This window comes from Janthinobacterium amylolyticum, assembly GCF_051380655.1.
GTDB lineage: Bacteria > Pseudomonadota > Gammaproteobacteria > Burkholderiales > Burkholderiaceae_D > Janthinobacterium.
Genome location: NZ_JBNYXL010000009.1, coordinates 186,361 through 210,453 on the forward strand (window position 1 = coordinate 186,361; position 24,093 = coordinate 210,453).

Annotated in this window: 24 protein-coding genes; 13 read left to right on the top strand and 11 right to left on the bottom strand. The window is 63.7% G+C overall.

The window, feature by feature from the left end; genetic code table 11:
* Positions 1-3: 3 nt before the first annotated feature.
* Positions 4-1,047, bottom strand: coding sequence for a type IV pilus twitching motility protein PilT (locus ACQ4WR_RS20075; protein WP_436489473.1), 1,044 nt, complete (start codon positions 1,045-1,047; stop codon positions 4-6).
* Positions 1,048-1,126: 79 nt separating this feature from the next.
* On the opposite strand from ACQ4WR_RS20075, the gene ACQ4WR_RS20080 reads away from it, so the two are divergent.
* Complete coding sequence (locus tag ACQ4WR_RS20080; protein WP_102295873.1) at positions 1,127-1,828, top strand: YggS family pyridoxal phosphate-dependent enzyme; 702 nt, start codon at positions 1,127-1,129, stop codon at positions 1,826-1,828.
* Positions 1,829-1,850: 22 nt separating this feature from the next.
* Positions 1,851-2,681 (top strand): pyrroline-5-carboxylate reductase, encoded by an 831-nt coding sequence (proC, locus tag ACQ4WR_RS20085; RefSeq protein ID WP_102295859.1) that lies wholly within the window; start codon positions 1,851-1,853, stop codon positions 2,679-2,681.
* 47 nt (positions 2,682-2,728) lie between these two features.
* Here the strand turns inward: proC and ACQ4WR_RS20090 are convergent, their stop codons facing one another.
* The 8 genes from ACQ4WR_RS20090 to ACQ4WR_RS20125 form a co-directional block, all read right to left on the bottom strand.
* Positions 2,729-3,448 carry an anti-sigma factor gene (locus tag ACQ4WR_RS20090; protein WP_436489476.1) on the bottom strand — a complete coding sequence of 240 codons (720 nt, stop codon included), beginning with the start codon at positions 3,446-3,448 and terminating at the stop codon, positions 2,729-2,731.
* Positions 3,445-4,002 carry a sigma-70 family RNA polymerase sigma factor gene (locus tag ACQ4WR_RS20095; RefSeq protein ID WP_102295871.1) on the bottom strand — a complete coding sequence of 186 codons (558 nt, stop codon included), beginning with the start codon at positions 4,000-4,002 and terminating at the stop codon, positions 3,445-3,447. The genes ACQ4WR_RS20090 and ACQ4WR_RS20095 overlap by 4 nt, the downstream gene beginning before the upstream one ends.
* Positions 4,003-4,229: 227 nt before the next feature.
* On the bottom strand, positions 4,230-4,787 hold the full coding sequence (locus ACQ4WR_RS20100; RefSeq protein WP_102295856.1) for a DUF3455 domain-containing protein: 558 nt from the start codon (positions 4,785-4,787) through the stop codon (positions 4,230-4,232).
* Between the two features lie 89 nt (positions 4,788-4,876).
* Positions 4,877-5,224 (bottom strand): hypothetical protein, encoded by a 348-nt coding sequence (locus ACQ4WR_RS20105; RefSeq protein WP_436489478.1) that lies wholly within the window; start codon positions 5,222-5,224, stop codon positions 4,877-4,879.
* Entirely contained in the window at positions 5,221-5,607 is a 387-nt protein-coding gene (locus tag ACQ4WR_RS20110; RefSeq protein WP_102295853.1) for a phage holin family protein, read from the bottom strand. The genes ACQ4WR_RS20105 and ACQ4WR_RS20110 overlap by 4 nt, the downstream gene beginning before the upstream one ends.
* Before the next feature lie 76 nt (positions 5,608-5,683).
* Entirely contained in the window at positions 5,684-6,040 is a 357-nt protein-coding gene (locus ACQ4WR_RS20115) for an ElaB/YgaM/YqjD family protein (RefSeq protein ID WP_102295851.1), read from the bottom strand.
* A gap of 117 nt (positions 6,041-6,157) precedes the next feature.
* The gene (gene ubiA, locus ACQ4WR_RS20120) at positions 6,158-7,012 is read right to left on the bottom strand and encodes a 4-hydroxybenzoate octaprenyltransferase (RefSeq protein ID WP_102295849.1); all 855 of its coding nucleotides are present in this window, start codon (positions 7,010-7,012) and stop codon (positions 6,158-6,160) included.
* A gap of 77 nt (positions 7,013-7,089) precedes the next feature.
* Entirely contained in the window at positions 7,090-8,028 is a 939-nt protein-coding gene (locus ACQ4WR_RS20125; protein ID WP_102295848.1) for a hydrogen peroxide-inducible genes activator, read from the bottom strand.
* 134 nt (positions 8,029-8,162) lie between these two features.
* Between ACQ4WR_RS20125 and ACQ4WR_RS20130 the strand changes: the two genes are divergently transcribed.
* From ACQ4WR_RS20130 to ACQ4WR_RS20165, 8 genes are all read left to right on the top strand, one after another.
* The gene (locus ACQ4WR_RS20130) at positions 8,163-8,402 is read left to right on the top strand and encodes a DUF3717 domain-containing protein (RefSeq protein ID WP_436489482.1); all 240 of its coding nucleotides are present in this window, start codon (positions 8,163-8,165) and stop codon (positions 8,400-8,402) included.
* 45 nt (positions 8,403-8,447) lie between these two features.
* Positions 8,448-8,924 (top strand): D-glycero-beta-D-manno-heptose 1-phosphate adenylyltransferase, encoded by a 477-nt coding sequence (gene rfaE2 / locus ACQ4WR_RS20135; RefSeq protein WP_102295868.1) that lies wholly within the window; start codon positions 8,448-8,450, stop codon positions 8,922-8,924.
* Positions 8,925-9,076: 152 nt separating this feature from the next.
* Entirely contained in the window at positions 9,077-10,561 is a 1,485-nt protein-coding gene (locus ACQ4WR_RS20140; RefSeq protein WP_436489484.1) for a hypothetical protein, read from the top strand.
* A complete protein-coding gene (locus ACQ4WR_RS20145) occupies positions 10,558-12,027 on the top strand; it encodes a hypothetical protein (protein WP_436489486.1) in 1,470 nt (489 codons plus the stop codon). The genes ACQ4WR_RS20140 and ACQ4WR_RS20145 overlap by 4 nt, the downstream gene beginning before the upstream one ends.
* 52 nt (positions 12,028-12,079) lie before the next feature.
* Positions 12,080-12,538: a hypothetical protein gene (locus ACQ4WR_RS20150; RefSeq protein ID WP_102295843.1), complete on the top strand. Its 459-nt coding sequence runs from the start codon at positions 12,080-12,082 to the stop codon at positions 12,536-12,538.
* A 36-nt stretch (positions 12,539-12,574) separates the two neighbouring features.
* Entirely contained in the window at positions 12,575-16,282 is a 3,708-nt protein-coding gene (locus ACQ4WR_RS20155; RefSeq protein ID WP_436489488.1) for a tubulin-like doman-containing protein, read from the top strand.
* Positions 16,283-16,385: 103 nt separating this feature from the next.
* Complete coding sequence (locus ACQ4WR_RS20160; protein ID WP_436489490.1) at positions 16,386-17,621, top strand: hypothetical protein; 1,236 nt, start codon at positions 16,386-16,388, stop codon at positions 17,619-17,621.
* A gap of 14 nt (positions 17,622-17,635) precedes the next feature.
* Entirely contained in the window at positions 17,636-18,376 is a 741-nt protein-coding gene (locus ACQ4WR_RS20165; RefSeq protein WP_436489492.1) for a hypothetical protein, read from the top strand.
* A 113-nt stretch (positions 18,377-18,489) separates the two neighbouring features.
* Here ACQ4WR_RS20165 and trmL read toward each other — a convergent pair whose 3' ends face one another.
* Positions 18,490-18,960 (bottom strand): tRNA (uridine(34)/cytosine(34)/5-carboxymethylaminomethyluridine(34)-2'-O)-methyltransferase TrmL, encoded by a 471-nt coding sequence (gene trmL / locus ACQ4WR_RS20170; RefSeq protein ID WP_436489494.1) that lies wholly within the window; start codon positions 18,958-18,960, stop codon positions 18,490-18,492.
* Between the two features lie 37 nt (positions 18,961-18,997).
* Positions 18,998-19,738, bottom strand: a complete 741-nt coding sequence (locus ACQ4WR_RS20175) for a double zinc ribbon domain-containing protein (protein ID WP_436489496.1) — start codon at positions 19,736-19,738, stop codon at positions 18,998-19,000.
* A gap of 99 nt (positions 19,739-19,837) precedes the next feature.
* Here ACQ4WR_RS20175 and ACQ4WR_RS20180 point away from each other — a divergent pair, with 99 nt between their 5' ends.
* The 3 genes from ACQ4WR_RS20180 to ctaD all read left to right on the top strand — a co-directional run bounded on the left by ACQ4WR_RS20180 (position 19,838) and on the right by ctaD (position 24,015).
* Positions 19,838-20,734, top strand: a complete 897-nt coding sequence (locus ACQ4WR_RS20180; RefSeq protein WP_102292938.1) for a methyltransferase domain-containing protein — start codon at positions 19,838-19,840, stop codon at positions 20,732-20,734.
* Between the two features lie 466 nt (positions 20,735-21,200).
* Positions 21,201-22,409: a cytochrome c oxidase subunit II gene (gene coxB, locus ACQ4WR_RS20185; RefSeq protein WP_102292939.1), complete on the top strand. Its 1,209-nt coding sequence runs from the start codon at positions 21,201-21,203 to the stop codon at positions 22,407-22,409.
* 13 nt (positions 22,410-22,422) lie between these two features.
* Positions 22,423-24,015, top strand: coding sequence for a cytochrome c oxidase subunit I (gene ctaD / locus ACQ4WR_RS20190; protein ID WP_102292940.1), 1,593 nt, complete (start codon positions 22,423-22,425; stop codon positions 24,013-24,015).
* Positions 24,016-24,093: the final 78 nt, after the last annotated feature.

The window sequence follows — 24,093 nt, forward strand, 5'->3', positions numbered from 1 at the left end:
CGCTTATCCGGGGAAATTGTCAGGCGACTTGGCGGCCGAGCGGGCTGTTTCCGCCGTGATCGTGCCGCGCCGCACCAGGTCCGAGAGGCACTGGTCCAGGGTCTGCATGCCCACGTTGGCGCTCGTCTGGATGGCCGAATACATCTGCGCCACTTTCGCTTCGCGGATCAGGTTGCGCACGGCCGGCGTGGCCAGCATGATTTCATGCGCGGCCACACGGCCCGTGCCATCCTTGGTTTTCAGCAGGTTTTGCGAGATCACGGCTTGCAAGGATTCGGACAGCATGGCGCGCACCATTTCCTTTTCCTCGGCAGGGAAGACGTCGATGATGCGGTCGATCGATTTCGCCGCCGACGAGGTGTGCAGGGTGCCGAACACCAGGTGGCCCGTTTCGGCCGCCGTCAGCGCCAGGCGGATGGTTTCCAGGTCGCGCAATTCGCCCACTAAAATCACGTCCGGGTCTTCGCGCAGGGCCGAGCGCAGCGCATTGCTGAAGGAATGCGTGTGCGAGCCTACCTCGCGCTGGTTGATCAGGCATTTTTTCGGTTCATGCACGAATTCGATCGGGTCTTCGATGGTCAGAATATGGTGGTTCAGGCGCTCGTTGACGTGGTTGACCATCGCCGCCAGGGTGGTCGACTTGCCGGAACCCGTCGGCCCCGTCACCAGCACGAGGCCGCGCGGACGCATGGCCAGTTCGCCGAAGATGCGCGGGGCGTTGAGTTCTTCCAGGGTCAGCACCTTGGATGGAATCGTGCGCAGCACGGCCGAGGCGCCCCTTTCCTGGTTGTAGGCATTCACGCGGAAGCGGGCCAGGCCGGGGATCTCGAACGAGAAATCGCATTCCAGCGCTTCTTCATAAGCCTTGCGCTGGCTGTCGTTCATGATGTCGTAGATCATGCTGTGCACTTCCTTGTGCTCGAGCGGCGCCACGTTCAGGCGGCGCACGTCGCCGTTCACCCGTATCATCGGCGGCAGGCCGGAAGACAGGTGCAAGTCGGAAGCCTTGTTGCTGACGGAGAAAGCGAGTAGTTCGGAAATGTCCATTTATAATCCCTGTGCCTGCATTGATGGGCTACCGAATGGCGTTGACGGTGCTGTAGCCCTTATCCACTAGAAAATGATTATGTCCACAATCGAACAGAACTTGCAAGCCGTGCGCGACGCGATTGCGCAGGCGGCGCTGGAAGCGCGGCGCGCGCCGGATGCCGTGACCCTGCTGGCCGTCTCGAAAACCTTTGGCGCGGATGCCGTGCTGGCGGCCGCGCGCGCGGGCCAGACGGCGTTTGGCGAAAACTATCTGCAGGAAGCGCTCGACAAGATCGCCGCCGTCAAGCTGGCCTTGCCGCAGGGCGCGCTGGCCTGGCATTTCATCGGTCCCATCCAGAGCAACAAGACGCGGCCCATCGCCGAACATTTTGACTGGGTGCATACGGTCGAGCGCGAAAAGATCGCCGCGCGCCTGTCCGAACAGCGCCCGGCCGGCTTGCCGGACTTGAATATCTGTCTGCAAGTCAACATCAGCGGCGAGGCCAGCAAGAGCGGCGTGGCGCCCGCCGACTTGCCCGCGCTGGCGCATGCCGTGGCGCAGCTGCCGCGTTTGCGCCTGCGCGGCCTGATGGCCATCCCCGAGCCGGAAACGGATATCACGCTGCAGCGCGCTGCGTTCGCGCAATTGCGCGCGCTGTATGAACAGCTGAACGCCGACGGGCTGGCGCTCGATACGCTCTCGATGGGCATGTCGGCCGATTTGCGTGCCGCCGTGCTGGAAGGCGCCACCATCGTGCGCGTGGGCAGCGCCATCTTCGGTTCCCGCCATTACTCTTAACTGTTTCAATGAAAGCATAGCCATGACGACTGAACTGAACATCGCATTTGTAGGCGGCGGCAATATGGCCTCGGCCCTGATCGCCGGCCTGGCGGGCAAGCTGACCCTGGGCGGCAACATCCACGTGATCGACCCGCATGCGCCGGCGCTGGAAAAACTGCAGGCGCAGTTCGGCGTCACCACGGCCACGTCCGCCAGCGACGCGCTGCGCGGCGTGGACGTGATCGTGCTGGCCGTGAAACCGCAAAGCATGCGCGAGGTGGCGGCGCAGCTGCTGCCTTTCATCGACGTGGCCCGTGCGCCGCTGATCCTGTCGATCGCCGCCGGCATCCGCGCGCTGGACCTGTCGCGCTGGCTTGGCGATTACCCTGCCATCGTGCGCTGCATGCCGAATACGCCGGCGCTGATCGGCATGGGCATCACCGGCATGGTGGCCAGCAGCGGCGTCAGCGACGAACAGAAAAAGACGGCGGACGCCATCCTGCGCGCCGTCGGCCAGACCGTCTGGCTCGATGACGAAGCCAAGATCGACCCCGTCACGGCCGTCTCCGGCAGCGGTCCCGCCTATGTGTTTTATTTTATCGAAGCGATGCAGCAGGCGGCCGCCGAACTGGGTCTCACGCCGGAGCAGGGCACGCAGCTGGCCATTGCCACCTTTACGGGCGCGGCGCAGCTGGCGGCCAACTCCAGCGAACCCGTGTCTCTGCTGCGCGAGCGCGTCACGTCAAAGGGCGGCACCACCTACGCGGCCCTCACCAGCATGGAAGAGAGCGGCGTGAAGGCGGCCATCGTCAAGGGCATCAAGGCGGCGGCGCAGCGGGGGCGCGAGATGGGCGATGAATTGAGTAAATAAGTGAGTAAATAAGCGGGCAAATAGTCAGATGACAAGCGGGCAAATAGTCAGATGACTTTGACGGCGCGGCCGATGTACAGGATCGGTCCCGTCGGCCGGCCTGTCGGCGAGCCGGTTTCCGGTTCCAGGGTGATCTCGAACAGTTGATCGGGCTGCAGCGGCGGCAATTTATCCAGCGTTAATTTGCGGCTTTGTCCCGGCTGCACCAGGCCCAGCGAGACGGGCGCGCCCCAATCCTTGCCCTTGGTCCAGAATTGCAGGGCCTTTTGCTGCGGCACGGCTGTCGGGCCCAGCGGGATCAGATTCAGGTCGCGGCCCTTGCCGCCGCGGCTGCCGGCCTGCACGATCCAGCCCGGCGACTTGTCTTGCGGCGCCACCAGCACCACCAGGTAGCCGGGTCCGCTGGGCGCCTGCAGCTGCACGCTGACCAGCACGGCCAGCGCGGCCGTGGCCGCCAAGCCGCCGCCAGCCAGCAGGCGCCAGAAGGCCAGGCTGTTCCACCACGCCTGCCAGCCACCCGCCTGTTGCACGCTTTTTGGCGTGAACAGGCTGGCGCTGATGCGCGGCCACAGCTGGGGCGATGGCTGTTGCGGCTGTGCCAAACTGGTCAATGGCAGCAGCCGCTGTTCCCAGGCGGCCACGGCATCGCGCAAGGCGGCGTCGCGCGGCAGGCGCTGTTCTACTTCAGTCCGCTCGGCCAGTTCCAAAGTGCCCAGCACGTATTCGCTGGCCAGCCTTTGCAGTTCGTCTTCCTCGTGCGTGCTCATCCCATGCACTCCCGCAAGGCAGCCAGGCCGCGCTTGACCCAGGCTTTCACGGTGCCCAGCGGCGCTTGCAGACGCTGCGCGATTTCGCTGTGCGAGCAGCCGTCCACGTAGGCGTACAGGATGCTGTTGCGCTTGGGTTCGTCCAGGTGGCCGAGGCAATCGTGCAGCTTGCCCATGTCGGCTTGCTCGGCGTAGGCGTCGCCGACATCATGTGCTTGGCGTTCGTGCAGCAGGGTTTCCACGGTATCCTCGTCGGCTGACAGTTCATGCGCGCGCGCACGCGCCACGTTCAGCGCCTGGTGCCGCACCACCACATAGATCCAGCCCTTGCCGCTGCCGCGCGTGGCGTCGAAACTGCCGGCGCGGCGCCAGATGCTGAGAAAAGCGTCATGCAGCACGTCTTCGGCCAGCGCCCGCTGGCGCACGATGCGCAGGGCCACGCCCAGCAGATAGCGGCTTTCCTGCTGGTACAGGCCATGCAATGCTTGCTGCTCGCCCCTGGCGCAGGCGCGCAGGGCGGCATCGTAATCGTAAGGGGCGGCGTGGCTTGGCAAGGTTGGCGCAATCGTCAAAAGTGAACGGTTAGCAAGTTTTCAATGAGAGTATAGGCTAGAAAACTGTTTGCCAACCGTCGCCTCCAGGTTTTACAACACTTAACAAAACCGTAGCGAGCGGAAGGGATAGGTGGCTAGGAAGCGCAACCGTACCAAGTTCGGGGGCGCCGAGCCGGTAGTATCGCAGGCCGCCTATCCCGACGCGCAGCAGGTTTTGACAGGTGTTTTTATGCGGCTTTCCAAAAGATGTAATCGGCCTGGTAGGGCACCCATTGTTTGGCGCCAATGCTTTCCATGCCGCAAGGGCTGCTGGGCGCTACGCCGCCGCTGGTGGCCACGCGCTGGATATAGCTGACGCCCTGCATGGCGCCGCTGCCCGTGGCCGGATTGGCTTTCACCAGCTGATACGGGATGTTGCCCGCGCCGGCCGGTGCCACGGCCACTTGCGTCGCCGTCACTTTCGAGCCATCCAGATTGGCCCAGGTGGCAGGTGGACCAAAATACGTACCCACTTTCATGCCGCTGCGGTCATTCAGGGCCGCATCTGGCCCAACGAAGACCCATTCATGGCCCGTCATGTCTTTCTTGGCCTTGCATTCATAGGCAATCTTGCCCACGCCCACGGTTTGCATGGCGACCTGATGCCCGTCCGGCACTTTCACGGCGGCGGGTAATTGTTCCTGCGAATAGCGCGCGCTCATGGGCGAGCAGGCGGCCACCAGCAGGGCGGCGCACAGCACGGTGAGTGATGGGGCGGTATGGCGTGGGGCGATGGTGGCAAGCATGGCAAACTCCTGGTAGTTGGCTCAGCCGGCTGGCTGATACCTGTACTACACGCGAGTCCGCGAATTGGATGCAGTGAGGAAAAAATATTTTATGGCGGCGCATCTTTCTTGCTGAAGCGCTGCGCCAGCGCCAGCACGACCGGCATGGCGGTGGTGGCGTGATTGAGCAGCGCGCCGCTGGCCCGCAGCAGGGGCAGGAAGCGGCGCGGGCGCACCAGCAGCAGGCCCAGCACGGCGCCACCTATCATGAGGGGGATTTTAAAGCGCGTGGCCAGGGTGTGGCGCAGATTGCCGCCCGTGAACGGCTCCAGCAACTGGCGCGTCTGTATGCCCAGGGCCAGGCGCTGCAGCGCGCACTCGGCCAGCAGGGCGTCGCGCCGCTGCGCCAGGCCGGCGGCATTGTGGGCATGGGACAGTTTGGTGGGATGCGTGGTCATGGCTGCTCCGATCCCCGGCGTGCCAGCAGTTGCAGCTCGTCCAGGTCTTTGTTCAGTTCGCTCATGGTAAAGGACAGCAGTTTTGGCTTGCTGCGGAAACTGGCGCGCACGCCCAATAGCGTGCCCAGCGCGGCGACGATGAAGACGGCGGCTGTGATGGCGATGGCGGCGATGCGGTGCGTGTCCCAGAACAGCACGATGACGAGGAAGACGATCAATACCAGGCCGACGAACAGGCACAACAGTGCCAGCATGGCCAGGGCCAGATAGGACAGGAAGCGCAGCGACTCTTCTTCCATTTCCACGGCCGCCAGGGCCAGACGGGTCTGGACGATGGCGGCGAGGGTCGCTGCGACCTGGGCGACTTGATGCACGATAGCCATATGCTGCCTTTCGCGTCAGGGGACGGCCAGGCCGTCGGTCAAGCCCGGCGGACTGGGCCGCCGTGCGAGTGCGTGCCTAGCGGCGCGACGAGGACAGCAGCAGGCCGAACAGCACGCCCACGACGGCGCCGGCGCCCACGGCTTTCCATGGATTGTCTTGCACGTACTCGTCGGTGGCCTTGGCCGCTTTTTTCGTCCGTTCGAGCAAGTCTTCTTCCAGCTTGATCAAGTCCTTCTTGGCCGTTTCCAGGGTGGCGATGAACTTGTCCTTGACGGCTTTGACGTTCTCGCCCGTCTGGTCCTTGGCGCCATCGAGCCAGCCTTCGGCTTCATTGATGACGTTTTTCAAGTCGCCAACCAGTTTGTCGCGGGCCTTGTCGGCGTCGGCGAGGATGTTGTCGCTGCTGGATTTGCCGGTATGTATCGAGCTCATGTATTACCTCATGGAAGTGAAACTGCACATTGAAATACCAGTGTAGGCAGCAGCGGCCAGGCTGCCTTGCGCCGTCTCAACGGTTGCCGGGACGCAAGGCCTCTTGTCGCGAGCAAATTAACGGAAAGCAAAGTCCAGCACCACTCCCGCAAACACCGCCGCTCCTAGCCAGTTATTATGCCGGAATGCCGCAAAACACGGCATACGCTCGCGTGCGCGGATCAACGTGTAGTGGTAAACAGCACAGCCGGCAGCCACCACCAGGCCGGCGACGAACCAGTAACGCAAGCCCAGATGCCAGCCGCACACTAACCACAGCAGCAGGAAAACCGCATAGCACAGCATGATGATGGCCACGTCGTAGCGGCCAAAGGTGATGGCTGACGTCTTGATGCCGATCTTCAGGTCGTCGTCGCGGTCGACCATCGCGTATTCCGTGTCGTAGGCCACGGCCCAGAAGACATTGCCCAGCAACAGCAGCCAGGCGACGACAGGCACGGCGCCCGTGATGGCGGCAAAGCCCATGGGAATGCCGAAGCCGAAAGCGATGCCCAGGTAGGCTTGCGGAATCGCAAAGAAACGCTTGAAATACGGGTAGGTGGCGGCGATGATGACGGCGGCCACGGACAGCTGCTTGGTGAGCGTGTTCAGGGGCAGGATCAGGCAAAAGGCTAGCACGGTCAGCACGCCGGCCACGGCCAGCGCTTCCTTGCCGCTGATGCGCCCGCTGGTGATGGGGCGTTCGGCCGTGCGCTTGACGAATTTGTCGATGTCCTGGTCGGCGTAGTCGTTGATGGCGCAGCCTGCCGAACGCATGAGGAAAGTGCCGAGGATGAAGATGAGCAGCAGCCGCCAGTCCGGCACGCCCTGCTGCGCCAGCCACAGCGCGCATAGGGTAGGCCACAGCAGCAATACGGTACCGATAGGCTTGTCCAGCCGTATCAGGCGAAAATACAGCGCCAGCTTGTTCATGGAAGACTCGATCTTGTTGAAGAGAAAGGTCGATTATCGCAAATCGTACGTAAATGTACTATTTTGCGGCTGGCGACTTAATCGCCGTCTTCGCACAAGGCAGTAATGCCGGGCAGGTTGCAGCTGGCGATGGCCGCGCACAGGGCGTCGATGGCTGCCTTGCGCGTAAAGCTCTTGCGCCACAGCATCACCACCCGGCGCGACGGCACGGGGTCGGCGAAGGGCCGGTATTCCAGCATGCCGTCGGTGGCGTGCATATTGACCACGGAGGCGCGCGGCAAGACCGTCAGGCCGATGCCGCTGGCCACCATGTGGCGGATGGTTTCCAGCGAGGAGCCTTCAAACGTGCGCTGCATGCCGTTGCCGGGCGAGGAAAAGCGCGCCATTTCCGGGCACACTTCCAATACCTGGTCGCGGAAACAGTGGCCATTGCCCAAGAGCAGCATGGTTTCCGACTTCAAGTCCTGCGCGGCGATTTTCTCGCGCGCCGTCCATGGGTGGTGGCGCGGCATGGCGACAACAAACGGTTCGTCATACAGGTCCTGCATGGCCATGCCGTGTTCAGGCAGGGGCAGCGCCATGATGGCCACGTCCAGTTCGCCCTGGCGCAGCAGTTCGAGCAGGCGAACCGTGAAATTCTCCTGCAAGATCAAGGGCATCTGCGGTACCTGGTCTATCATGGCCTTGACCAGCGGCGGCAGCAGGTAGGGGCCGATCGTGTAGATCACGCCCAGGCGCAGGGGGCCGGCCAGCGGGTCCTTGTTCTGCTTGGCGAGTTCCTTGATGGCGGCCGTCTGTTCCAGCACGCGCTCGGCTTGCGCGATGATTTGCGCACCCAGGGGCGTGACGGAAATTTCCGCGCCGCCCCGCTCGAACAGGACCACGCCCAGTTCGTCTTCGAGTTTCTTGATGGCCACTGACAGGGTGGGCTGGGCAACGAAGCAGGCTTCGGCGGCGTGGCCGAAGTGTTTCGCTCGCGCGACTGCAACGATATATTTCAGTTCAGTCAGTGTCATAAGGTGATTGAAACACAGGAAGTACTTACTTGCAATGAATGAAAGGTGGCACGCACGTCAAACTGTGGCGCCGATGGCGTATTGTAGCGGATCGCCCCCTATAATGCGGGATGCGGCTGTGGAGGGAGATGGCGATGGAATTACGCATACAGGCACTGGAAGCGGCGATCAATTACTGGCGTGCCCGGCAACCGGCGCGCGGCAACGAATATGCGCTGTCGCCGCCCGTCAGCCGCCTGGCCGGCGTGTATGCGCGGATGATTCATGCGCGCCAGGACAGCATCGCCGAGGACAGCCTGGACCCGGCCATCCTGGCCCTGATCAATGCCTGGCGCAAGGACGCGGGCGGCATCCATGGCGATAGCCACGCCTGAATGGCACAACTATTTACACACTCAAACCTACTCAAACTTATGACCATGCCTGATTTTGAAGACAAACTATGCAGCCGCGACGATTTGCGCACCCGCGCGCAGGCGCTGCCCAAGCCCGTGGTGGTGACGAACGGCGTGTTCGATATCCTGCACCGCGGCCACGTGACGTATCTGGCACAGGCGCGCGCACTGGGTGCCTCGTTGATCGTTGCCGTCAATACCGATGCCTCGGTGAAACGCCTGGGCAAGGGCGACGACCGGCCCCTGAACAGCTGTGAAGACCGCATGGCCGTGCTGGCCGCGCTGGAAGCGGTGAGCCTGGTCGTGCCGTTTTCGGAAGACAGCGCGCTGGAAGTGGTGCAGGAAATCCGCCCGGAAATCTACGCCAAGGGCGGCGACTACGACATGGCGGCGATACCGGAAGGCCAGGCCGTGCTGGCATATGGCGGCCAGGCCGTGGCCATCGATTTTGCGCATGACCGCTCGACCACCAAGTTGCTGAGCAAGGTGCGGGCGCAGTAGAAGGAAGCTTCGTCAATGTTTCCATACAGATAAAAAGACGTTACTATGAGAACTGCCAGGGCTGCGACTTCGTTTCGACCGCCCCAGCACGTCGCACCTTTCTCTGTTGTAGCACCACGCGATGGTGCTTATTGCTAGTCATCGAAAAATAAATGGACCATAAAACTTCTGGGGATTGGCCGCTGCCGTCCGGCGTGTGGCAGGTGGACGATGCCGGTGACTGGACCTTGCAGCGCAGCGCGGATGGCCAGAACGTCTCGCCTTTGCTGGGCCAGGCCGATATCGGCAAGCTGATGCACGCCCGCCGCCTGCCTGCCGCGGAAGGCGCGCCCGTGCGCCAGTTTCCGCCTGAATTCGCTTTCGATCCCGCGACCGGCGCGGCCCTGCAAGTGCCGCCCGACACGGCCGTGGCGCCGCCCTGGGTGCCGCCGTTTGGCGCGCATGCCGTCAGCGACATCCCCTTGCCGGGCGCGGCCGGCTTGCGCCAGGCCAGCGTGCCCTTGAAACTGGCGGACCAGCGCGCGCGCGAAGAGCACGCGCAGGCCGACGCCTCGATGCCCATGCCGCCGCCGGGCAAGTACGAATTCTTCTCCGCCCAGTTCGGCACATGCGCGCCCGCGCTGCTGGCACTGGATCCGCGCAAGGCAGCCCTGCACGCCTGGCTGCCGGCGACCAAACGCTGGCTGGCGCTGGAACCGGAAAGCGGCGGCTTGCTGGCCGAGTCGGACCTGGAGCATGGCGCCTGGCGCGCCGAACTGGTGCCGGACTTTAACAGCGTGCTGGTCTTGCCGACCAGCCATGGCCTGGCCTGCATCCGTCCCGACGTGCCGTCGCTCACCTATGTGGTCGAGCATGTGGGCGGCGCGCCGTGCGTGGCCGCGCCCGTGTGGTTCCAGAACCGCCTGTGGGCGCCGCTGCGCGACGACGATGGCCGTATCCGCTTCGCCAACCTGGATGCCATGCAAACGCCGGGCAGCGACGTGCTGCTCGATGGCGCGGTGGAACTTGGCAAGGTCGGCGCCCCCGTCGCCTACAACCGCATGGCCGTGTGGCCGTGCGCGCACGGCCAGTTGCGCCTGCAATTGCAGCCGGACGGTCATGTGGCCGCTTCGTTTACGCCATGGCCCGAAGGCCTGGTGCCGCATTTCGAGTTCGGCAGTCCGTACCTGTCGCGCGACGGCGGCCTGTGGCAGCTGTGCTTCGAGCATAGCCGTGGTACCTATGTGTACGTGAAACTGGGCGCGCAGTCCGAACGGGCCGATGCGCTGGCGCCGCGCCTGTGTTCGGGCAGCTTCAATTACCGCTTCGCCACCAAGCTGAAAACGGCGCCCTGGGAAGAGCCGGAACACGGCGACGACGGCGGCAAGAACCAGGCCGTCATGCCGCTGCTGGAATCGGGCAGCGGCAACAGTGTCTTCGGCGTCAAGTTCGCCACCAGCGCCGGCCTGTCCAGCGTGCTGCGCTCGAACGAGCGCCTGGCCGCCCAGCTGGTGCAGGACGATGAGTTCCGCGAAACCGTGTTCCACACCTTTGCCGTCAGCGAACCGTGGAACGTGCGCCTGTTTGTCAGCGAAAACAAGCTGTGGGCGTATCACCCCTTGCTGTCGCGCATCGATGGCTGGAATCTGCAGGCATGAAGGCGCGCCTGCTGATCGCGGCCTGTGCCGCCTTGCTCAGTGCCGGCGCCGTGCAGGCGGCCGGCATCCAGCAAGCGTTCCTGGTGCAAAACTCGGGCTGGATGGAGCCGTTTTATACGGATGAGCAATCGCAGCTGAAGGCCCTGGTGGGCGCCGTGGCGCAGGCGGCCACGCAGCCTTCCGACAAGGTCTACACCCTGGCCTTCAGCCAGAGCAGCGGCACCAACGTGTCGCCCGCGCTGCTGGGCCAAGGGCAGGGCGGCGCCGGCGTGGCGGGCCAGCTGGCCAGCCTTGGCCTGGCGCGCAAGGGCGCGGGCGGCGCGCTGGCCGACACGGACTTCCAGGAAGCCGTCACCAAAACCATCACGGGACCTTTCCAGTCTGGCTCCGGCATCGTGTGGATCTTTACCAATAACAAGAACAGCCCGAACAACGACAGCCAGACGGCCGAGCGCAACCGCGACTTTTACCGCCTGCTGCACCTGGAGCCGTCAATCACCAAGACCCTGGTGTTTCCGTTGCGCATGCCCGTGCAGGGCAAGCTGTACAGCGCCAAGGGCTTGATGGTGTATGCGCTGGCGTATGGCCAGCCGGCATCCGACGCGCTGAACCGCATCCTGGGCGAAGGAAAGCTGTCGCAAGTGCTGACGCGTCCGCCTGCGCGCTTGAAACCGGTGGACCAGGATGCCGTGCGCATTGTGCCCCAGTCCGTCAAGAACAGCGCCAACGTCCATGCCAGCCTGGGCCGCGACGGACGCACCATCGTGCTCGACGTCGATGCGGCGAACCTGGTGCCGCAAGTGCAGCTGCAGGCATCCCTGCAAAACATGTTTTTCCCGTACGTGATCGACAGCGCCAGGGTGCACGCCACCCTGGCCGGACAGAACACGCCGCTGCAGGTTGTGCCAGATCAAATCCGCCAGCTGCAGCCGGGCGCCAGCCAGTCCGTGCAGGTACAGTTTGCCTTGCCGATGGCGCAGATTCCCTCACCCTGGTCGGCGCAGGCCATCGCCGCCATGGGCAAGCAGGTGATGCTGCCCATGCGGGCGCAGGTGGGCCTGTCGGAACAGCGGCTGGCGCTGGCGTCCAGCTTTGGCAAGGATTTGCAGGAACTGTTTCCCGGCGACCCGATTTCGGACATGTTTACGCCGCCCGACAGCGTGCGCGCCTCGCAGGCGACCATCCCCTTGCTGGTGCGCATACAGTATCCGCTGCTGCCCGTGCTGGTAATGCTCGGCGGCATCCTGGCATTCGTGCTGGGCTTGCTGGCGCTGGGCCTGCTCGGCACGCGCGCCACGCGCTACAAGGTCATGGCCGACGGCGTGGCGCGGCAAGTGCTGCTGAAACCCTTCAAAAGCGTGCAGATCCGCGATGACAATGGCCGTGATATCGGCGAGCTGAAACGGGGCCTGGGCAAGCCCGCCGTCGTGCGCGTGGCCGAAGGCCATACCTTGAGCCTGGTTTAAGCCGCATCCCGCATTTTTACATTTATCGATTTCCATCTACCTGAGGCAGACCATGGCGCAAGACACTCCAAAAGACAATGCAGGTTTTACTTTGCCGGCCCCGGTAACGTCCCCGGCATCGGCCCCGGCCGCCACGCCGCCGGCCGCCGATGCGCCGGCAACCGCCGGCGCCACCGGCATCACCGAGCCTGCGCCCGCGTTTGACGCTGCCGCCACCACCGATACCTCGTCGCGCGACACCCTGGTCGGCGGGGTGGTGTTGTTGCTGCTGTTCATTGCCTTTTTCTTTGCCAAGAATGCCTATGCGAACGGCCTGGTGGGCAAGCGCGTGCCGCCCAACAAGGCCAATGCCTCGGGCTGGTGGTTGTTCATCTTCCTGGCCAGCCTGGCAACGGGCGTGGTGCTGGCGGCCGTGAACGCGCATAAATTCCTCGCGCCGCTGTTCATGGGACCGCTGGTGCTGGTGGGCCTGGTTGCGTTACTGTTGACCTTTACTTCCAGCCGCCGCTAAGCACACGCCGTTGCACGCATCATCGAAGGAATCACCATGGCAGAGAACCTGAACCAAACCATCACCGGCGGCGCCAGCGAGCGCAAGCAGGACAAGATCATCGAACTGCGCCCGACGCTGTTCATCGGCATCGGCGGCACGGGCATGCAGGTGCTGATGCGCGTGCGCCGGCGCGTCCTCAACACCCTGTGGGGCGGGGCGGGCAACCGCACGCGCATCGAGGGGCTGAGCGACTTTCCCATCGCGCAATTCATTCATTTCGATCTCGACAATGGCGCCGTGATCGAGAGCGGCGAGTCGCAGGCGAAGGACTTGCAGTTCGACCAGGTGAAGTTCACGGATGACGACAAGGTGGTTGAATCGTTCGACATGGATAAATACAGCCGTGACGAAGATTCCCTGGAGAAATATCCACACATCAAGGAATGGCTGCCATTGACGCCGCAGCGCATCCGCGAACTGCGTTTCGACATGAGCAGCGGCGCCGGCCAGATCCGTGCCGTCTCGCGCCTGTATTTCTTCGACAAGTACGCGAAGATCCGCGACAAGATCCGTTTGAAGTTGAAAGCCCTGAAGGCGGGCCTGTCGCACGAGCGCCAGCTGGCCGAACTGGGCTTGCGCATGGAAACCAACCGTTTCCGGATCGTCATCGTCGGTTCGGTGGCGGGCGGCACGGGGTCCGGTTCCTTCCTCGACATGGGCTTGCTGGCGCGCTGGTTGGCGCGCAGCGAAGTGGGCACGGCCGATGTCGAGCTGATGCTGTTCCTGCCGACCGGCTACACCAAGGCCAACAAGGACCGGGTCGAGGCCAACGGCTATGCGGCGCTGATGGAGCTGGAATCGGCGATGATGGGCAACAAGGGCTATGTGGGCCGCTGGGATGCATACGACCGCCCGGAACTGACGCGCGAGCCGTACAGCGAGGTCTACCTGATCGACTCGGGCAACCTGGCGCAGCAGCACACCAAGGATGTCAGCGACGTCTACCACATGGTGGCCGATTCGCTGTTCGAGGATTTCGCCTCGGCCGACTTCGCCCGCGCCAAGCGCTCGATCGCCGTCAACCAGGCGCAGCACAAGAATTCCCTGTACAACGCGCCCGTGCCGCAAGACCGCTTCGGCGACATGCGGCTGTATTTCTCGAAGCGCTTTTCCTCGTTCGGCATGGCCGTGCTCGATACGCGCCAGGAAGCGGCGCGCGACGAGCGGGCCCACCGCTGGGCCGGCGCCATGCTGCAAGCGTTCTTTGGCGTGGGCGGCACGGATGCGGGCGCCAACCGGGCCACGGATACGCAGCGCGATAATTTCCTCGCCGCCAATATGTTCCTGAAAGGCACGCCGTTCAGCGAATTCCCCGAGTTTTCCGACAAGAGTATCGAGCTGAAGCGCTCCAGCGGCGACTTCATCGATTTCCGCGTGGTCGACGAATTGCTGGAAGACCGCCACGGCCACTTGCTGGCCGGGGTGGAAAACCGGGTCAACACGAGAGTCAACGACATCCGCACGGGCTTTGATCGCAGCGAATGGCCGGCGCAGGTGCGCGATGCCATGAAGCATCTGGAACGCGATGCCGTGCGCGACCAGGATTCCACGGCCGATACGACGGAAGACCGCATCAGCAAGCGCCGCCGCGAACTGCTGGACGACGTCAAGAAAGTCGTGCGCGACCAGCTGTATGGCTACCTGGACAACAAGGAATTCGGCGGCCTGGAATACGTGCTGTCGCTGGTGGAACAGATTAAGGACCGCATCGAGGCGCCGGGCAGCGGCTTGACGGCGCAGATCGGCAACAATGCCGAGCGCTACCGCGAAATCAAGGAAGCGGTGCGCTCGCGCGAATACGAGCGCCTGTTGAACAACCTGGAGCAGACGCGCGGCACCTTCGGTTTCCTCAGCAATGGCGAAAAGCAGGCCGGCGTGGTGATGGACCATTTGCGCACGGAAATGGCGAATGCCTTGAAATTCCATCTGCGCGCCAAGGCTGCGGACGAGTCCGTTATTTTGCTGGGCGAACTGTCGCGCTGGCTGGGCAACCGGATCGGCGTCGATGCGCAGGGGCGCGCCCAGTGGAATGGCCTGGTGGGCGAACTGCAATCGGGCCGCGAAGGCGTGCTGGCCATGCTGGCCGAATTGAAAACGGCCAATACCATCCTGCGCAAGGACCTGGACAAGGAACACGCGACCCTGATCGTCATTCCCGTCACGGAAAAAGACATTGCGCTGCCATCGGCGGCCACCTTGCGCCAGTGGGCCGATGAAGCGTTCAAGGACATGGGCGGCTCGAAAGCGCTGTTCCCCATGCTGGGCGAACCGGCGCAGCGCGCCTTGATCCTGGCCAAAGTCACGCGCATGGCGGAAAACATGATCGCCACGACGAGCCTGGTGGAAGGGACGACAAGCACGCCCGACCCGCTGTTCGAGGCGCTGGAGCAGATGGATGTGTCCGAACGCCTGGACCGCTTCCGCAAACTGCTGGCCTGCTCCATGCCGTGGATCGACGCCAACATGGCGGGCGATTTCACGGTCGTGTCGGACCAGTTCAAGTGCGTGATCGGCGTGGCCAACGCGGCCGGCTTCAAGGCGAAGTTTGGCGCCGAGCTCGAATCGTGCATGCCGACCCAGGTGGGCATCACGGTGAGCCAGCTGGAAATCGTCGAGACGGGCATCCGCGGCCGCGCCGTCTGCTATTGCGAACTGGCCGGCGTGCCGATGACGGTGCTGCGGGGCCTGGAAGGCTGGCGCACCAGCTACCGCAAGGAAGGCGACAACGACAAGGCGCCGACCCACACGCATATCGATCCGACGCAATTCACGCACCCGATCGCGCCGAACACGGATGAAATGAAGCGCCTGGCGGAAGACTTCGGCGAGTTCCTGCAAGCCATCATGCTGGGCATACTGACGCGCCATACGGGCCGGGTCGTGCCGCCTGGCCAGTACCAGTTTGCCGTCGAGCCCGGTGATTTGCGCCGCATCGGCAACGAACGGGCCATCCGCCAGAACGGCATGCCCGCCTCGTACGAGAAAAATATCGCCCTGCGCATCGAGGAAAAACTCGCTGCGCTTGATGCCGTGCAGACGGCCGCCATGGCGGCGCTGGCAAAATACTACGAGCGGGGCGTGTATGCGCCCAAGCTGGTGGCGCAGGCCGACGGCTCGCAGTTGCCGTACATCGGCTTTGGCAGCGCCATTGCCGCGGAAGTGGGCGCGCGCCTGCGCGAGTCGGCGCGCCGCAAGGGTATGGCCAGCGATGAACTCGAGCGCACGGTGCAAACCCTGCTGGGCCGCCTGAAGGACTGGGCGAACGTCATCGGCGACTCCGACAGCGACGCCTATGACTGGGAAGTGCGCGAGCCGGAAGCGGATGGCCAGCCGCGCCTGAAGTATGCGATCAAGGGGGAAATGCTGGAAGCGGGACGCCTGGAGCAATTGCTGCGCCCGGCCGGTGCGGCGCCAGCCGCTGGCGCGTCCGTGGCGCCGGCCTTCGGCATGCCGCCACCGCTGGGCGGCATGCCGCCGCCCCTGGTCGAGCACCAGTATTTCCTCGGCATTAATGGCCAGCAGCAAGGACCATTTACTGCCCAGCAGATCGTGCAATACGTGCAGGCGGGACAGGTTGTACCGGGCACCACCAAGGTCTGGCGTGCCGGCTTGCCGGCCTGGGTCGACCTGGCCCAGTTCGCCGAACTGGCGCCTTTGTTCCACAGTGCGCCGCCACCGCTGATGCCGCCGCCGCTGGCTTGAGTTTAGGGAAAGATGAGTTTTGGAAAATTGCATCACATGTAAGGCCGGCCTGTTCTTCGCTGTCCGCCACTGCCCGTACTGCGGGCAGGCGCAGGCGGCGCGCGTGCAGCCCTCTGTCACGCCAGCGGTAGCGCCGGCCGCGCCGCCGCCGTTGCCGCCGGCTGTGCCGGAAAGCAAGCCGGCGCCGAAGCCAGCGCCAACGCCTGCTCCCGTGCCGGCCCCGGCCCCCAAGCCGCCGGTGCCCGTGCCGACGCCCAAGCCGCCGCCGGTGCCCGTGCAGGCGCCGAAAGTGGAGCGCCCGAAGGACGCCAAACCGGCACAGCCGCAAGCGGCGCCCAAGGCGCCTCCCAAGGCAACGCCGGCAGCGCCGCCCGCCGTGCCGCCGGCGCCGTCGCGCCCGTGGCTGAAGTGGCTGGCGGGCATCGGCTTGCTGGTAGCGGTGATTGTCTACATGAACGGCAAGCCGGGCGGCAAGAGTGAATCGGCCTGCAACGATGCCATCGACAGCGGCTTGAAACTGGTGGCCAATGGCAGCCTGGATGGCGCGCGGCAAAAGCTGGCGACGGCGAAAAACGTGTGTACTGGCAAGTCCAGCGCCAAGGCCGACGATTTGCAGGCAGCCATCGGCAAGGCGGGCGCCGCCTCCAGCGGCTGCGTGCGCAGCGTGCGCGCCATTGAACGCAATCTGGATGGCCATCAATTGCAAAGCGCCGCCAAGGGCATCGGCGCGCTCGACGCCGATTGCGCGGGCGCCGCCAGCGTGGAATCGCTGCGCAAGCAACTGGCGCGGCAGCAGGCGGCGGCCGCGTCCGTGCAAGTGGGTGTGCGCCAGGCGCTCGACGGCAAGGATGCGACGGCGGCGAACAATGCCATCGCCCGGCTGGAAGCGATCGACCGCGAAGCGCCGGAATTGCCGCAATTAAAGGCCGAGGCGCAAGCCCTGTCGGCACCTGCACCTGCACCTGCAGCGGTGCCGGCGCCCGTGCTGGCACCGGCCACGCCCTCCACGCAGACCCCGGCGCCGCTGGACACGGCGCCATCGCGCGCCGTGCCGGCGGAACCAGCGCCCGCGCGCGTGGTCGAACGTCCAGTGGTGGTGGAACGCCGTCCGGTGGAAACGGCTCCCGTGGACAACGGCGCGGCCATGCGCAACGAGATGGCGCAGGCGTTCCTGCGCGATGCCGAACGGTCCTTATTGGAAGGCAAGTTCGATGCGGCCAAGACGTACCTGGACAGCGCGCGTCGCATCGATCCCGGCAATGCGCGCATCGACAGCCTGTCGCGCCGCATCCGCGAACGCGAACGGCAAGTGCTGCAGACGGAAACGACAATTAAATAAACGCTGGAGTCACTATGTTCAATCACACCACCCTGCGTGCGGCTGCCGCGCTGACCATCACGGCCATGCTGGCCGGCTGCGCCACGGCGCCCATGAGTCCGAATGGCGTGCGCCAGGATAGTACTTATCCACAAGCGAACGCGGCCGATGAAGATCCGTGCAGCGTGGGCACGTCGGCAGCGGCCGGCGCGGCCGTGGGCGCCTTGCTGGGCGCCTTGGTCAGCGGCAAGAATGGCGCGCTGAAGGGCGCAGCCATCGGCGGCGGCCTGGCGGCAGCCGGCTGCCTGGCCATCAATGTCAATTCGCGCCAGACCAAGACGGCGGCGCAGGCGGACCGCGATTACATCCGCGCACGCGGCGCCTTGCCGCGCGAACCGCAAGTGGTGTCTTACACGCCGCAGCTGAGCGCTTCCACCGTCAAGCGTGGCCAGCCGTTCAAGGTCAATTCCGTGGTGGAACTGGTCAATGGCAGCGCGCAAAGCGTCAGCGATGTGCGCGAAGAGCTGGTGGTGCTCGATCCGCAAGGCCAGCCGTTCAAGTCCGGCTCGAAAGCCCTGGCCAGCAGCAACAAGTCGGGCGGGCGCTTTGAAAACTCCTTCGAGCTGACCTTGCCGCCCGGCGTGTCGCAAGGCGTGTATGGCGTCAAGACGAATTTGTACGTGAACGGCAAGCTGGCCGCCACGCGCGACCTGCGCACGCAGCTGGTGATGCTGGATTCGGATACGCGCGTTGACGCGCAGTTGGCGCTGCGCTGATCGCCGTATGCAAACGGGTAGGTCGGATTAGCGGGGTAAAGCCCCGCGTAATCCGACAACACCACTAACGCCAACAATGTTGTCGGATTACGGCCCCTTGGGCCTGATCCGACCTACGCGCCGCCGGCGTAGCCGTGCTGGCGCCAGGCTTCGTAGACGACGACGGCCACCGTATTCGATAAATTCAAACTGCGGTTGTCCGGGCGCATCGGCAGGCGGATGCGCTGTTCGGCGGGAAAGCCGTCGCGCAGGGCCGGGTCGAGGCCTTTCGTTTCCGAACCAAACACGAACACGTCACCGGGTAAAAAGGCCACGTCGCCGAAGGGGCGCGAGCCGCGTGTCGTCATGGCGAACATGCGGGCGGGATCGGGCCGGGTGTCGGCCAGGAACGCTTCCCAGTTCTTGTGCACTTTCATGTTGGCGTAGTCGTGGTAGTCGAGGCCGGCGCGCTTCATCTTGCTGTCATCGAGGGGAAAGCCCAGCGGCTCGACCAGGTGCAGCTGCGCACCCGTGTTGGCGCACAGGCGGATGACGTTGCCCGTATTGGGCGGGATTTCAGGTTCTACCAAAACGACGTGAAACAAAATGCTCTCCTCATATATATAGCGGCTATTGCGAATTCTAATGCGGCGGCGTGCGCGCCACCACCAGGATGCTCACGCGCGATGCTCCCGCGCGCTTGCAGGCGGCCGCCAGGGTGTTGACGGTATGGCCGCTGCTCATCACGTCATCGACGATGCCGACATGGCAGCCTTGCAGCAGCCCCCCATGTTGCGGCGCGATGGCAAACGCGTGCGCCAGGTTGGCGCGCCGTTCGCGCGGCGCCACGCCGCTTTGCGCCCGGGTTTCGCGCACCCGCAGTGCCAGCCTGGGCTGCAAGGGGATGGCTAGCAGGCGCGCCAGCGGACGGGCGATTTCCAGTGCCTGGTTAAAGCCCCGCCCGGCCAGGCGGGCAGGACCCAGTGGCACGGGGCACAGCAGTTGCGGCTGCTCCCATGCCGGTTGTTGCTGTACGGCTACAGCGAGCAGCTGCGCAAACAAAGGCGCCAGCGGCAGGCGGGCGCCAAATTTCAGCTGCAGCAGCAACTGGTCGACGGGTGGCGCATAATCGCACGCCGTGACGGTGGCGTCATACGCGGGCCGCTTGCGCAGGCAGCGCCCGCACAGCGGCGTGCCATCCGTGCCGGCGAGCGGATTGGCGCACTGGCGGCAACGGGGACGGCTGTGTCCCAGATACTGCGCGCGGCAGGGCGGGCACAGCACTTCCGGACAGCCCATGCCGCACAGCGCGCACTGCGCCGGCAGCACCGTGGCGCCCAGCCAGTGTCCCAGCGCCTGCCAGGCTGCGTCAAGGCGGGGCATGGCGGCACGCCGCATCGCGATCGCCGCGTTCCATGTACACTGCCGACATTATCTCACCTCACCCGATTCAACATGCCAGTTCCCAGCAATCCGCCCAAAATGAGTGCGCCCATCGATGCGGTGCAAGTACGCGATTTCTTTTCCCGCCCGGCGCGTATCGCGCCTTCGGACTTCCTGCGCCGCGAAGTGTCGGCACGCATGCACGAGCGCCTGGAACTGGTGAAGATCACGCCGCTGCGCGTGCTTGACGCCGGCTGCGGTCCCGGTGCTGACCTGGCGCAGCTGCACAAGGATTATCCCGCCGCGCAGATCATCGGCCTCGATGCAGCGCAAGCGATGATGCAGGCGGCGCGCGCGCCGGCCTCGAAACTGTCTGGCCTGAACCAGTTTCTCAGCAAACTCTTGCCGGCCAAGACGGGTGTCGATTTGCTGTGCGGCGACCTGGGCGACTTGCCGCTGGCAGCCAACAGCATCGATCTCGTGTGGTCCAACCTGGCGCTGCACTGGCATGCCCAGCCCGACCGCGTGTTTGCCGAGTGGCGCCGCGCGCTGCGCCTGGACGGCTTGCTGATGTTCTCGTGCTTTGGCCCCGACACCTTCCGCGAAGTGCGCGACGCCTTTGCCGAGGCAGACTTGGCGCCGCACGCCTTGCCCTTCGTCGACATGCACGACTTTGGCGACATGCTGGTCGAGACGGGCTTTTCCACGCCGGTGCTGGACATGGAAATCATCACCGTGACCTACGATACGGCGGAAAAACTGCTGGCCGACGTGCGTGCCTTTGGCGGCAACCCGCTGACGACGCGCCGGCGTGGCCTGATGGGCAAGGCGGCCTGGCAGCGCATGCTGGCCGCGCTGGAAAAGATGCGCCGTCCCGACGGCAAGCTGGGCCTGAGTTTTGAGGTGATTTATGGCCACGCCTTCCGCCCGGCGCCGCGCGTGACGCGCAATGGCGAAGCCATCATTCGTTTCGATCTACCGCGCAAGCCGACATAAAAGCCTAAAGAAACCGACACTTGGTCGGCATTTGCACGGTGATATTGTTGCAAGCGTTGCAAAGCGCGCGGCGGCCGGGAATAGGGCGCGCACAAAGCCGATTATTGCTTGATGGATTCAAGTTTACTTGATTATAATCGTTGATTGTTTGTCAGCTTGCTAATTGAAAAAAACAAGGGCTGCATACAAAATAAAAAAAACAAAGCAAGACTTTATTGAAGTTACTGCATTAGTATAGTAACCATCTTCCACACAGGGCCATTTCGCTGTGGGGGAGTGAAAACAGGGTTCCAGCATGGTTGCGCGCCGCCGTTTTTGGCGCGGCAGCCAGCATGGAATTCGCTGGTGCTTGACGCACATGGCCGCATTCTGGCCGTGTTGCTTTCATGGAGGAGCGGCAGCGGTCCAGTACGGAGAAGTCCGCAGCCGTTTAAAATATCATTATTTTTGGGTGGTTGGGGAAAACATGAAACATGCAAAGCGACTTCAATCGTTGCTGCTCGGGCTGTCTTTGACAGCGTTTGGCATCGGGCGATGGGCCACGGCGGCACCTGCTGCCAGCACCTATCCCGGCACCGGCGGTCCGGTGCCGTTCGAAATGAATCTGCAACCGCCGGCGACACAGATCGCCCACGAAATCTACGATTTGCACACCCTGATGATGATCATCTGCCTGGTGATTTTCGTGGCCGTGTTCGGCGTCATGTTTTATTCCATCTTCAAGCACCGCAAGTCCCTGGGCCACAAACCGGCCACCTTCCATGAAAGCACCACCGTCGAGATCGCCTGGACCGTCGTGCCTTTCCTGATCGTCATCGGCATGGCCCTGCCTGCCACGCGCACCGTGGTCGGCATGAAAGACACCTCGAACGCCGACATCACCATCAAGGCCACAGGCATGCAGTGGAAATGGGGCTATGACTACCTGAAAGGCGAGGGCGAAGGCATTTCCTTCCTCTCCAACCTGGCGACGCCGCGCTCGCAAGTGGGTGCGCCTGGCATGCCGCCGACGGAAAAACGCGGCGAAAACTACCTGATCGAAGTCGATAACGAAGTCGTGGTGCCGGTCAACAAGAAGATCCGCGTGGTGCTGACTGCCAACGACGTCATCCACGCCTGGTCCGTGCCCGCCTTCGGCGTGAAGCAGGATGCGATTCCCGGCTTCGTGCGCGATACCTGGTTCAAGGCCGACCATATCGGCACCTTCCGCGGCAATTGCGCCGAACTGTGCGGCAAGGAGCATGCGTTCATGCCCATCGTCGTCAAGGTGGTCTCGGCCGACGATTACAAGGCCTGGGTTGATGTAAAACAAAAGGAAATGGCCGCATTGGCTGATGATCCAAGCAAGGTCTGGACCATCGACGAATTGAAGGTCAAGGGCGAGAAAGTGTATGCGGCCAACTGCGTGGTCTGCCACCAGGCGACGGGCAAGGGCGTGCCGGGCGCGTTTGCGCCGCTGGACGGTTCTGCCGTGGTGAACGGTCCGAAGGCGGAACAGATCCATGTCTTGCTGAACGGGCAAAAGAGCGGCAAGTATCCGGCGGAAATGCCTGCCTGGAAACAGCTGTCCGACACGGAAATTGCCGCAGTGATCACTTACACGCGCAATTCCTGGTCGAACAAGGCCGAAGAGAACATCGTTCAACCAGCCGAAATCGTGGCTGCACGCAAGTAATTAGGAGCCGCATATGAGTACTAGCACCTTGGACCACGCCGGTCACGATCACGACCATGCCCACGACCACCCGACTGGCTACCGCCGCTGGCTGTTTGCCACCAACCACAAGGATATCGGTACCTTGTACTTGTGGTTCTCGTTCATCATGCTGCTGTCCGGCGGCGTGCTGGCCCTGATGATCCGTACGGAACTGTTCCACCCGGGCCTGCAATTCTTTCACCCTGAATTCTTTAACCAGCTGACCACCATGCACGGCCTGGTGATGGTGTTTGGCGCCATCATGCCGGCCTTCGTCGGCTACGCCAACTGGATGATCCCGCTGCAAGTGGGCGCGTCCGACATGGCCTTTGCCCGCATGAACAACTTCTCGTTCTGGCTGCTGCCGCCTGCCGCGATCCTGCTGGCCACGTCCTTCCTCGTGCCGGGCGGCGCCACGGCTGCCGGCTGGACCCTGTATGCGCCGCTGTCGACGCAGATGGGCCCCGGCATGGACATGGCCATTTTCGCCATGCACCTGATGGGCGCCTCGTCCATCATGGGCTCGATCAACATCATCGTCACCATCCTGAATATGCGCGCGCCCGGCATGACCCTGATGAAAATGCCGATGTTCTGCTGGACCTGGCTGATCACGGCCTACCTGCTGATCGCCGTCATGCCCGTGCTGGCCGGCGCCATCACCATGACCCTGACGGACCGCCACTTCGGCACCTCGTTCTTTAATGCGGCAGGCGGCGGCGACCCCGTCATGTACCAGCACATCTTCTGGTTCTTCGGCCACCCCGAGGTCTACATCATGATTCTGCCGGCTTTCGGCATCGTCTCGCAGATCCTGCCGGCGTTTGCCCGCAAACCGCTGTTCGGCTACGCTTCGATGGTCTACGCCACGGCCTCGATCGCGATCCTGTCCTTCATCGTCTGGGCGCACCACATGTTTACTACCGGCATGCCGGTGACCAGCCAGCTGTTCTTCATGTACGCGACCATGCTGATCGCCGTGCCGACGGGCGTCAAAGTGTTCAACTGGATCGCCACGATGTGGAAGGGTTCCATGACGTTCGAGACGCCGATGCTGTTCTCGGTGGGCTTCATCTTCGTGTTTACCATGGGCGGCTTCACGGGCCTGATCCTGGCCGTCACGCCGATCGACATCCAGCTGCAGGATACCTATTATGTGGTGGCGCATTTCCACTACGTGCTGGTGGCCGGTTCGCTGTTCGCCCTGTTCGCCGGTTTCTACTACTGGTCGCCGAAATGGACGGGCCACATGTACAACGAGACGCGCGGCAAGATCCACTTCTGGCTGTCCCTGATCACCTTCAACGTGACCTTCTTCCCGATGCACTTCCTGGGTCTGGCCGGCATGCCGCGCCGCTACGCCGACTATCCGGCGCAGTTCACCGACTTCAACATGATCGCCTCGATCGGCGGCTTCGGCTTTGGCCTGATGCAGGTGTACTTCCTGTTCTTCGTGGTCTTGCCGACCATCCGCGGCGGCAAGGCTGCGCCAGCGAAACCATGGGAAGGCGCGGAGGGCCTGGAATGGACCGTGCCGAGCCCGGCGCCGTTCCACACGTTTGAAACGCCGCCGACCGTCAAGTAACAAGCGTGCGGTAATAAGCGTCACGTAGCAATCGACAAGTAATGCCAGTGTCACGGGCCGGCGCAGCTGCCGGCCCCC

Excerpts from the sequence above, each read along its gene's own strand:
- ACQ4WR_RS20075 (WP_436489473.1), bottom strand. The coding sequence starts at position 1,047 with ATGGACATTTCCGAACTACTCGCTTTCTCCGTCAGCAACAAGGCTTCC.
- ACQ4WR_RS20080 (WP_102295873.1), top strand. The coding sequence starts at position 1,127 with ATGTCCACAATCGAACAGAACTTGCAAGCCGTGCGCGACGCGATTGCG.
- proC (WP_102295859.1), top strand. The coding sequence starts at position 1,851 with ATGACGACTGAACTGAACATCGCATTTGTAGGCGGCGGCAATATGGCC.
- ACQ4WR_RS20090 (WP_436489476.1), bottom strand. The coding sequence starts at position 3,448 with ATGAGCACGCACGAGGAAGACGAACTGCAAAGGCTGGCCAGCGAATAC.
- ACQ4WR_RS20100 (WP_102295856.1), bottom strand. The coding sequence starts at position 4,787 with ATGCTTGCCACCATCGCCCCACGCCATACCGCCCCATCACTCACCGTG.
- ACQ4WR_RS20105 (WP_436489478.1), bottom strand. The coding sequence starts at position 5,224 with ATGACCACGCATCCCACCAAACTGTCCCATGCCCACAATGCCGCCGGC.
- ACQ4WR_RS20110 (WP_102295853.1), bottom strand. The coding sequence starts at position 5,607 with ATGGCTATCGTGCATCAAGTCGCCCAGGTCGCAGCGACCCTCGCCGCC.
- ACQ4WR_RS20115 (WP_102295851.1), bottom strand. The coding sequence starts at position 6,040 with ATGAGCTCGATACATACCGGCAAATCCAGCAGCGACAACATCCTCGCC.
- ubiA (WP_102295849.1), bottom strand. The coding sequence starts at position 7,012 with ATGAACAAGCTGGCGCTGTATTTTCGCCTGATACGGCTGGACAAGCCT.
- ACQ4WR_RS20125 (WP_102295848.1), bottom strand. The coding sequence starts at position 8,028 with ATGACACTGACTGAACTGAAATATATCGTTGCAGTCGCGCGAGCGAAA.
- ACQ4WR_RS20130 (WP_436489482.1), top strand. The coding sequence starts at position 8,163 with ATGGAATTACGCATACAGGCACTGGAAGCGGCGATCAATTACTGGCGT.
- rfaE2 (WP_102295868.1), top strand. The coding sequence starts at position 8,448 with ATGCCTGATTTTGAAGACAAACTATGCAGCCGCGACGATTTGCGCACC.
- ACQ4WR_RS20140 (WP_436489484.1), top strand. The coding sequence starts at position 9,077 with ATGGACCATAAAACTTCTGGGGATTGGCCGCTGCCGTCCGGCGTGTGG.
- ACQ4WR_RS20145 (WP_436489486.1), top strand. The coding sequence starts at position 10,558 with ATGAAGGCGCGCCTGCTGATCGCGGCCTGTGCCGCCTTGCTCAGTGCC.
- ACQ4WR_RS20150 (WP_102295843.1), top strand. The coding sequence starts at position 12,080 with ATGGCGCAAGACACTCCAAAAGACAATGCAGGTTTTACTTTGCCGGCC.
- ACQ4WR_RS20155 (WP_436489488.1), top strand. The coding sequence starts at position 12,575 with ATGGCAGAGAACCTGAACCAAACCATCACCGGCGGCGCCAGCGAGCGC.
- ACQ4WR_RS20165 (WP_436489492.1), top strand. The coding sequence starts at position 17,636 with ATGTTCAATCACACCACCCTGCGTGCGGCTGCCGCGCTGACCATCACG.
- ACQ4WR_RS20175 (WP_436489496.1), bottom strand. The coding sequence starts at position 19,738 with ATGCCCCGCCTTGACGCAGCCTGGCAGGCGCTGGGACACTGGCTGGGC.
- ACQ4WR_RS20180 (WP_102292938.1), top strand. The coding sequence starts at position 19,838 with ATGAGTGCGCCCATCGATGCGGTGCAAGTACGCGATTTCTTTTCCCGC.
- coxB (WP_102292939.1), top strand. The coding sequence starts at position 21,201 with ATGAAACATGCAAAGCGACTTCAATCGTTGCTGCTCGGGCTGTCTTTG.
- ctaD (WP_102292940.1), top strand. The coding sequence starts at position 22,423 with ATGAGTACTAGCACCTTGGACCACGCCGGTCACGATCACGACCATGCC.